Below are 7,717 nucleotides of genomic sequence, written 5' to 3'. Positions count from 1 at the left end.
GCGGCGCCCGAGATGTAGAGGCCGACGAAGGCCAGCCCGCCCTTGTCCGCCAATGTCTGCGCCACGCCGGGCGCGAAGCCGCCGCCCAGGATGCCGCCGACGTTGAAGGCGATCGACACCCCGGTATAGCGCACCGGGGCGGGGAACAGCTGCGGCAACAGCGAGGCGAGCGGGCCATAGACCAAGCCCATGGTGAACAGCCCCAGGCACAGGAACAGCCCCACGACGCCCAGCGATCCGGCCCCGAACATTGGGCCCATGGCCAGCCCGATGGCGATCGCGATCACGCTGCCCACGATCAGCACCGCGCGTGAAGTCCAGCGATCGGCGGCATATCCGGCCACGACGATGCCGATCGCCATGAACAGGATCGCAAACAGCTGCACGCTCAGGAAATCGCGCTTGTCATAGCCCAGCTCGGTGGTGCCATAACCCAGCGCGAATGCGGTGGTGAGGTAATAGATCGCAAAGCACACGACGACGGCGAAAGTACCCGCCACGGTCGCCCGCAAGTGGGTGCGCAGCAGCTCTACGAAGGGGATCGCGGCGGGCCGGTCATGCTCGATGGCGACGGCGGCAGGCGTATCAGCCAGGCGGAAGCGGATCCATAGCCCCAGCCCCACCAGCACCGAGCTGAGCAGGAACGGCAAACGCCAGCCCCACGCCAGGAAGTCCGCCTCGCTCATCACGCTGCTCAGGATCAGGAACAGGCCGTTCGCTGCCAGGAAGCCGACCGGCGCGCCGAGCTGCGGCGCCATGCCGAAGCGGGCGCGCCAACCCGGCGGGGCGTTCTCCACCGCCAGCAGCGCCGCGCCGCCCCATTCGCCGCCCAGTCCCAGCCCCTGCCCGAAACGCAGCAGGCACAGCAGCAGCGGGGCGTACCAGCCGACGCTCTGATACGTGGGCAGCACGCCGATCAGCACGGTCGCCCCGCCCATCAGCAGCAGCGAGGCGACGAGCGTGGACTTGCGCCCGATCCTATCACCGAAATGACCGAACAGCGCCGCGCCCAGCGGCCGCGCGACAAAGGCGATGCCGAAGCTGGCGTAAGCCGCCAGCTGTTGCACCGACGCGGACTCGGCCGGGAAGAACAGCGGGCCGAACACCAGCGCCGCCGCCGTGGCATAAATGTAGAAATCGTAGAATTCGACGGCGGTGCCCACCAAGCTGGCCACCAGCACGCGGGCATGGCGGCGATACGCGCCCAGCCCGCCTTCGGCCACCACGCCCCCCGCGGTCATTCTCAGGCGAGTTCTTTGAGCGGCTTGTCCTTGTTCGCCAGCTCGGTGATGTCGGGCTTCGCGCCGTTCTCCACCAGCTTGCGGCCTTGCACGTAGTCCTTCACCGCGTTCACGCAGTCCAGCGCCAGGACGCGGCCTTCCTTCAGGTAGACCACGCTGAAAGAGCGATCGTCCGGATTGCCGCGCACCACCACCTTGTCGAAGCCAACGTTGATGCCGGCGGTCTGCAGGCGCAGGTCATACTGGTTGGACCAGAACCACGGAAACGCCTTGTAGGGCTTTTCATCGCCGCAGATCGCCTTGGCGACGCAGGTGGCCATGTCGTTGGCGTTCTGCACCGATTCCACGCGCATCACCGTGCCGCCGGCAAAGTCACAAGCGAAGGCGGCGCAATCGCCGATCGCATAGACGTCCGGCAGGGAGGTGCGGCAATATTCGTCCACGTCCACGCCGTTGGCGCCGGTCGCGCCGGCCAGGATCAGCGGGCCGACGGCGGGCACGATGCCGATGCCCACGATCACCGCCTGCGCGGGCAGCACTTCGCCATCCGCCAGCTTCACGCCGGTGACCTTGTGGCCATCGCCGACGATGCAGTCCACCGCGACGCCGGTGCGCAGATCGACGCCGTGATCGCGGTGTTCTTTCTGGTAGAAAGCCGAAAGCTCTTCCCCCGCGACCCGCGCCAGCACGCGCGGCAGCGCTTCCAGCAGCGTGACGTGGCAACCCAGCTTGGTCAGCACCGCCGCCGCCTCAAGCCCGATGTAGCCGCCGCCGATCACTACGATGCGGTCCGTTCCCGCATCGACTTCGGCCATCAGCATGTCGCAATCCTGGCGGGTGCGCACGGCATGGACGCCGGCCAATTCCGCGCCCGAGCATGACAGGCGGCGCGCATCGCCACCCGCGGCCCAGATCAACTTGCCATAGCCCAGCGTCTGGCCGTTCGAGAGGGTCAGCTCGTGCGCGGCCGGATCGACCTTGGTGACTTCCACGCCTAGTTCGAAGTCGATTTCCTTGTCCGCCCAGAACGTGACCGGGCGGATGTACAGCCGGTCGAACGTCTTCTCCCGCGCGAAGTATTCCTTGGAGAGCGGTGGCCGCTCGTACGGATATTCCGGCTCGCGACCGATCACCACGACGGTGCCGGTGAACCCGTTCTGCCGAAGAGCAATGGCGGCCTGTGCGCCCGCATGCCCTGCTCCCACGATGACGACATCTGCTTTATCCATGACGGCGGAATTCGTGGAAAACATTCCGTCCGTCAATGCCTGTTGCGTGGAACTTCGTGATCCTGACCGTCAGCTTTCGGAAATAAGCCTTGGTTTACACCGTCAGGCAGGCTCTTTCACCGCGTCCATCGTCAATTCCAACGATCGACGCATCGCCGCCGGATCGTATGTGGAGCCAGACAGGATCAGCTCATCCGCACCGGTTCGCCGCACGAAAGCGTCGATTTCGCGCCGCACGGTTTCGGGCGATCCGATCGCGCTGACCGAGCGCATCTGGTCCAGCAACGCCAATGATTGCGGCGGCAGGGTATCGCGATAGTCCCGGATCGGCGGCTTGGCCCGTCCCGGCGAGCCGGAGCGCAGCGCCACGAAAGACTGGTCGTTCGTGGAAGCCAGATACCACGCCTCCTCGTCAGTTTCGGCGGCGAGGACATTGATCGCCGCCATGAAGTACGGCTTGTCCAGCGTCTCCGAAGGCTCGAAGCGATCGCGATAGACATACGCCGCCTGGTCCAGCTGCGCCGGGGCGAAGTGCGAGGCGAAGGCGTAAGGCAGGCCCAGCATCGCCGCCAGCTGCGCGCCGAACAAGCTGGAGCCCAGGATCCACATCTCCACCGCTGCGCCAATGGCCTGCGGTGCCGAAACGCCATGAACCGCCTGGCCGGCAAAGCGCGCACGCAGCTCCACCACGTCCTGCGGAAATGCTTCGGACGCTTGGCGGATATCCTTGCGCAAGGCGTAGGCCAGCCGCCCATCGGCTCCCGGCGCGCGGCCGAGGCCGAGGTCCACGCGGCCGGGGAACATCGCGTCCAGCGTGCCGAACTGCTCGGCGATCACATAAGGATTGTGGTTGGGCAGCATGATCCCGCCCGCGCCCAGGCGGATAGTGGAAGTGGCATTGCCGATATGGGCCAGCACGACCGAGGTCGCGCCCCCGGCGATTCCGTCCATGCCGTGGTGCTCTGCCACCCAGTACCGCTTGTAGCCGGCCTGCTCCGCCGCTTGCGCGGTCTTGGCTGATTCCGCGATGGATTCCGCCACGGAGCCGCCTTCGCGCACCGGAACGAGATCGAGGACCGAAAGAGGTATCATGGCTTTGCGCCTCCGTTATCCAGTTGGGCGAGGTAGCCCTTGGCCGTCTTGGCCGAATCACTGTCCGGCGCGGTTGCGATCACCGATTGCCAGCTCTTTCGCGCCGCCGCATCCCGGCCGGAAAGGATCGCGATCACACCCGCCTCCAAGCCGATCTCGGCATCGCGCGGACTGATTTGCGCCGCCCGTTCGATCTGGGTCTGCGCCTCCGTGAAGTTCTTCTCGCGCCGGGAAAGCGTGGCCGAGAGCAGCCAGGCCTGAGCGTTTTCCGGCGTTGCGGTGCGTGCCTCCGCCAGTGCGGCGCTGGCTTGCGCGGTCTGGCCCAGCGCCACCAAGGCGCGAGCACGGTCCAGCGCGATGGACCCGAGCAAATCGGTATCGCTCGCGGTTTTCGCAGCAGTTTGCGCTGTATCGAGAATGGTCAGCGCCGTTTCCGCCTGCCCGCCCGCCAGCGCGGCATTGCCCGCCATCGCTCCAAGACGCGCACGGCTGGCGTTGTCGGCCGGAGCCACGGCATCGCGCGCCCGCAGGAAGGCGGTCTGCGCTTCGCCCCAGCGCTCCTGCGCGCCCAGCGCCACGCCAAGGCACAACCCGGCGCGAACCCGCTCTTCACCCTTGGCGCGATCCAGCGCATTCTGCGCCGCGACCGCACCGGCTGCGGGATTGGCGGCCATGTCATCCACGCAACCGGCGGCCTGGCCCGGCGGAATTATCGGACCGCTGGCCATGGCTGCGCTCTGCCTCGCTTCACGCTTGGCCTCCATCGCCTTGCGATCGAGGATCTCGGGCGGCAGCGCGGTGACCGAGGCGCCATATTGCAGGACAGGAAGGAGCAGCATCAGCATGGGGGTCTCCGAATGGCCTCAGCGCGTCCAGCCGGCGAGTTCCGCCACGGCCGCCAGCAACAGCGCGATATCGGCCGGGCGCGAAAGGCGATGATCGCCGTCCTTGATCAGCGTGACCTGCACTGCATCTGAACGCAGAACTTCAGCCAGGCGCAAGGCGATCTCCCACGGCACATCGGGGTCGGCCTGGCCGTGCAGCAACCGCACCGGGCATTCCAGCGCGACCTCATCCTCCAGCAGCAATTGCGCCTGGCCATCGGCCCAGAAACCGGGGTGGGTCGGCGTGGGTTCGGGGCCGTAGGGATTGTCTTCCCACACCGTTTCACCCGCGGCGAGCTTGGCCTGATCCTCCGCGGACGTTCCCCAATCGGTAAAGTCCGGCGCGGCGGCGATGCCGACCAGCCCGGCGACTTGCCCGGCCGGCAGAGCCAGCGCCACCAGCAGCATCAGCCAGCCCCCCATAGAGGAGCCGACCAGCACCACCGGCCCGGGGCAACGCGCGGCGATCAGCGCCAGCACTTCGTCCCGCCATATCGAGAGCGTGCCATCGGCGAACGCACCGGAACTTTCGCCGCAGCCGGAGTAATCCAGCAACAGCGCCGCCCGGCCCTGCGCCTGCGCGGCATCGAACACGGCAGTCGCCTTGCCGCCGGCCATGTCGGACTTGTAGCCCGGCAGGAACACCACCGTCGGCCCCTCGCCAGGCGTGAAGCGGTAGGCGATCCGGCGGCCATCGGGCATCACGTGAAAGGAAGCATCGGTCATGCCACAAGTTGTGGCGATGGCGCGCGGCCGTCGCAAGGGCTGGGCCATCGGCGCCTTCGGTATCAATCCGATCTTAAGTGGCACCGTCTAGGTCGCTCCGGAGCAATTTTCGGGACAGCCATGATGAGTTCTGCAAGGGCCGCGGCTCTGGACAGGTTCGCCGCCAGCCCCCGCGCACTATGGATGATCTGGGCGGCGTTCGTCGGCTTGCGACTGGCCATGCTGCTGATCCCGGTGGCCCCCACATCCGATGCGGAGTGGTATCTCATGCGCGCGATCGGCCTGGCTGCTGGCCATGGCTATCTGGACAACGCCGGGCAGCCCACCGCCTTCTGGCCCGCCGGGTGGCCGATGGCGCTATCGGCGTTGTTCCGGCTCACTGGCCCATCGCTGCTGGCCGTCGGCCTGTTCAACCTGGCGAGCGCGATCGTCAGCGGCTGGCTGATCCTGCTGCTGGGCCGGCGGCTGTTCGGCAGCGAGGCCGGTGCGCGGCTGGGGCTGCTGCTCTTCGCGGTCTATCCCAATGCGATTGCCTACGTTCCGCTGGCGCTGACCGAATCGTTCTACACCATGCTGTTGCTGCTGGGCTGCTGGCTGGTGGTGGCGCGGCGTTCGGCCCTGTGGCTGGTGGGCGCAGGGCTGGTGTTCGGCTTTGCCAGTCTTGTGAAAGCCCAGACGATCGTGGTGATTCCGGTGCTGTTCGCGATCGAGTGGTTGCGCGCCGCACACGTATGGCGCCGCCTGCCGATCGTGGTCGGACGGGGCCTGCTGGTGCTGGCCTGCGCCGCGCTGGTGGTCTTGCCCTGGGCCGTGCGTAACCATGCGCAGCTGGGCAGTTGGATCGCGGTTTCGACCAACGGCGGCTTCAACCTGCTGATCGGCAATAGCGACGATGCGACCGGAGGCTACGCGGAAGACGGGCGCGCCTTTACCGCGCTGATGGCGCGCACCAACTTGACCGAAGCGGCCCGCGATGCCGAGGCCAAGCGCCTGGGATCGGCCTGGATCGCCGCCAATCCCGCCCGCTTCATCGCCCTCGCCCCGCGCAAGCTGGCGCTGCTGTGGCTGCCCGATGGGGAGGCTGAGTGGGCCTATCAGGCGGGCGCGCCGTCCTACGCCGCGTATGGGGCGCTCTACCGCGCCGTGCGCATCGCCAACCAGGGCTATTACCTGCTGCTGATGCTAAGCTTCATGGCCGCGCTTGTGGTCATGACCCGGCGGCGGCGCGCTGCGGGTGAGCGCTGGATCGACTGGTGGCTGCTGCCCTGGGGCGTGGCGGCCTATCCCACGCTGGTGGCGGTGATCATCTTCGGCCAATCGCGGTTCCACTATCCGGTCATGCCGTTCGTGTGCATGGCGAGTGGCTGGCTGTGGGCCGATCTGCTGGCTCGCCGCCGTTTACCCGCGCGGGGGTGACGAACGCGGGCGGCGCGTCTATATCACCGTCATGGCTCTCACCCGCCCCATCACGACACCCACTACCGGGACGATCCCGGGGCGTCGGCGCGCGGGTTGACCGCAGCGGCCGCCGCCCGGGTTCGGGCGGGCGGCGTCACCTCTCGAACTCGCTGAAAACCGGCGCCGGACTTCCTTCGCGCGGGCCCTTGTGCCATGGCGCGCAGCGGTATTGAAAAGAGACGATTGCGCGATGTCCGAGATGTTCAAGATCAGCCTGCCCGACGGTTCGGTGCGAGAGATGGCGCAAGGCTCCACCCCGGCGGACGTGGCGGCGGCGATCGGGCCGGGCCTGGCCAAGGCGGCGATCGCGGCCAAGGTCGATGGCGAGCTGGTCGATCTGACGCGCCCGTTCACCGCCGATGCGCAACTGGCGCTGGTGACATCGCGTGACGAGGCCGACGCTCTGGAACTCGCCCGTCACGATTATGCCCACGTCCTGGCCGAAGCGGTGCAGGCGCTGTTTCCCGGCACGCAGATCACCTTCGGCCCCTCGACCGACGATGGCTTCTACTATGATTTCGCGCCCAAGGATCGTCCCTTCACCGAGGAAGACCTGCCCGCGATAGAAGCTGAGATGCGCCGCATCATCGCCGCCAATAAGCCGCTGCATCGCGAAGTCTGGACACGTGCCGACCTGATCGCGCGCTGGCAGTCCGAAGGTGAGACCTTCAAGGCCGAGTGGGCCGCCGAACTGCCCGAGCATGAAGAACTTTCGGTCTATTGGTCGGGCCTGCCCAACTCCGACGGCGCCTGGCTGGATATGTGCCGCGGGCCGCACTTGCCCTCCACCGGCAAGCTGGACCCGGCCGCGTTCAAGCTGACGCGCGTCTCGGGTGCGTACTGGCGCGGTGATCAGAAGAACGCGATGCTCAGCCGCATCTACGGCACTGGCTGGCTGAACAAGAAGCAGCTGGACACGCATCTGACGCGGCTGGAAGAAGCCGCCAAGCGCGATCACCGCCGCCTGGGCGCCGAGATGGATTTGTTCCACCTCCAGGCCGAAGCGCACGGCAGCGTGTTCTGGCACCCCAAGGGCTACCTGATCTGGCGTGAGCTAGAGGCCTACATGCGCCGGGCGATCGACGGC

Annotated in this window: 7 protein-coding genes; 2 read left to right on the top strand and 5 right to left on the bottom strand. The window is 67.2% G+C overall.

The window, feature by feature from the left end; translation table 11 throughout:
• The 5 genes from ACHWRX_RS16270 to ACHWRX_RS16250 form a co-directional block, all read right to left on the bottom strand.
• Window positions 1-1,241: MFS transporter (locus ACHWRX_RS16270; protein WP_394659984.1), on the bottom strand; the 1,241-nt coding region annotated here is incomplete at its 3' end.
• A gap of 2 nt (window positions 1,242-1,243) precedes the next feature.
• The gene (locus ACHWRX_RS16265) at window positions 1,244-2,470 is read right to left on the bottom strand and encodes an NAD(P)/FAD-dependent oxidoreductase (protein ID WP_394659983.1); all 1,227 of its coding nucleotides are present in this window, start codon (window positions 2,468-2,470) and stop codon (window positions 1,244-1,246) included.
• A gap of 102 nt (window positions 2,471-2,572) precedes the next feature.
• Window positions 2,573-3,562 (bottom strand): LLM class flavin-dependent oxidoreductase, encoded by a 990-nt coding sequence (locus ACHWRX_RS16260; protein WP_394659982.1) that lies wholly within the window; start codon window positions 3,560-3,562, stop codon window positions 2,573-2,575.
• Window positions 3,559-4,407, bottom strand: coding sequence for a hypothetical protein (locus tag ACHWRX_RS16255; protein ID WP_394659981.1), 849 nt, complete (start codon window positions 4,405-4,407; stop codon window positions 3,559-3,561). Before ACHWRX_RS16255 ends, ACHWRX_RS16260 begins: the two co-directional genes overlap by 4 nt.
• Window positions 4,408-4,425: 18 nt before the next feature.
• Window positions 4,426-5,172, bottom strand: a complete 747-nt coding sequence (locus ACHWRX_RS16250; protein WP_394659980.1) for an alpha/beta fold hydrolase — start codon at window positions 5,170-5,172, stop codon at window positions 4,426-4,428.
• A gap of 123 nt (window positions 5,173-5,295) precedes the next feature.
• Here ACHWRX_RS16250 and ACHWRX_RS16245 point away from each other — a divergent pair, with 123 nt between their 5' ends.
• A complete protein-coding gene (locus ACHWRX_RS16245; protein ID WP_394659979.1) occupies window positions 5,296-6,588 on the top strand; it encodes an ArnT family glycosyltransferase in 1,293 nt (430 codons plus the stop codon).
• Window positions 6,589-6,820: 232 nt separating this feature from the next.
• Window positions 6,821-7,717 (top strand): TGS domain-containing protein (locus ACHWRX_RS16240; RefSeq protein ID WP_394659978.1); only part of this gene is annotated, 897 nt, incomplete at its 3' end.

Source organism: uncultured Novosphingobium sp., assembly GCF_964277725.1.
Lineage (GTDB): Bacteria > Pseudomonadota > Alphaproteobacteria > Sphingomonadales > Sphingomonadaceae > Novosphingobium > Novosphingobium fluoreni.
The sequence above is the reverse complement of the archived record's forward strand: the minus strand, read 5'-3'. Positions and strand labels throughout refer to the sequence as shown.

Bases quoted from the DNA above. Each gene is read 5' to 3' on its own strand.
- ACHWRX_RS16265 (WP_394659983.1), bottom strand. From the start codon at position 2,470: ATGGATAAAGCAGATGTCGTCATCGTGGGAGCAGGGCATGCGGGCGCA.
- ACHWRX_RS16260 (WP_394659982.1), bottom strand. From the start codon at position 3,562: ATGATACCTCTTTCGGTCCTCGATCTCGTTCCGGTGCGCGAAGGCGGC.
- ACHWRX_RS16255 (WP_394659981.1), bottom strand. From the start codon at position 4,407: ATGCTGATGCTGCTCCTTCCTGTCCTGCAATATGGCGCCTCGGTCACC.
- ACHWRX_RS16250 (WP_394659980.1), bottom strand. From the start codon at position 5,172: ATGACCGATGCTTCCTTTCACGTGATGCCCGATGGCCGCCGGATCGCC.
- ACHWRX_RS16245 (WP_394659979.1), top strand. From the start codon at position 5,296: ATGAGTTCTGCAAGGGCCGCGGCTCTGGACAGGTTCGCCGCCAGCCCC.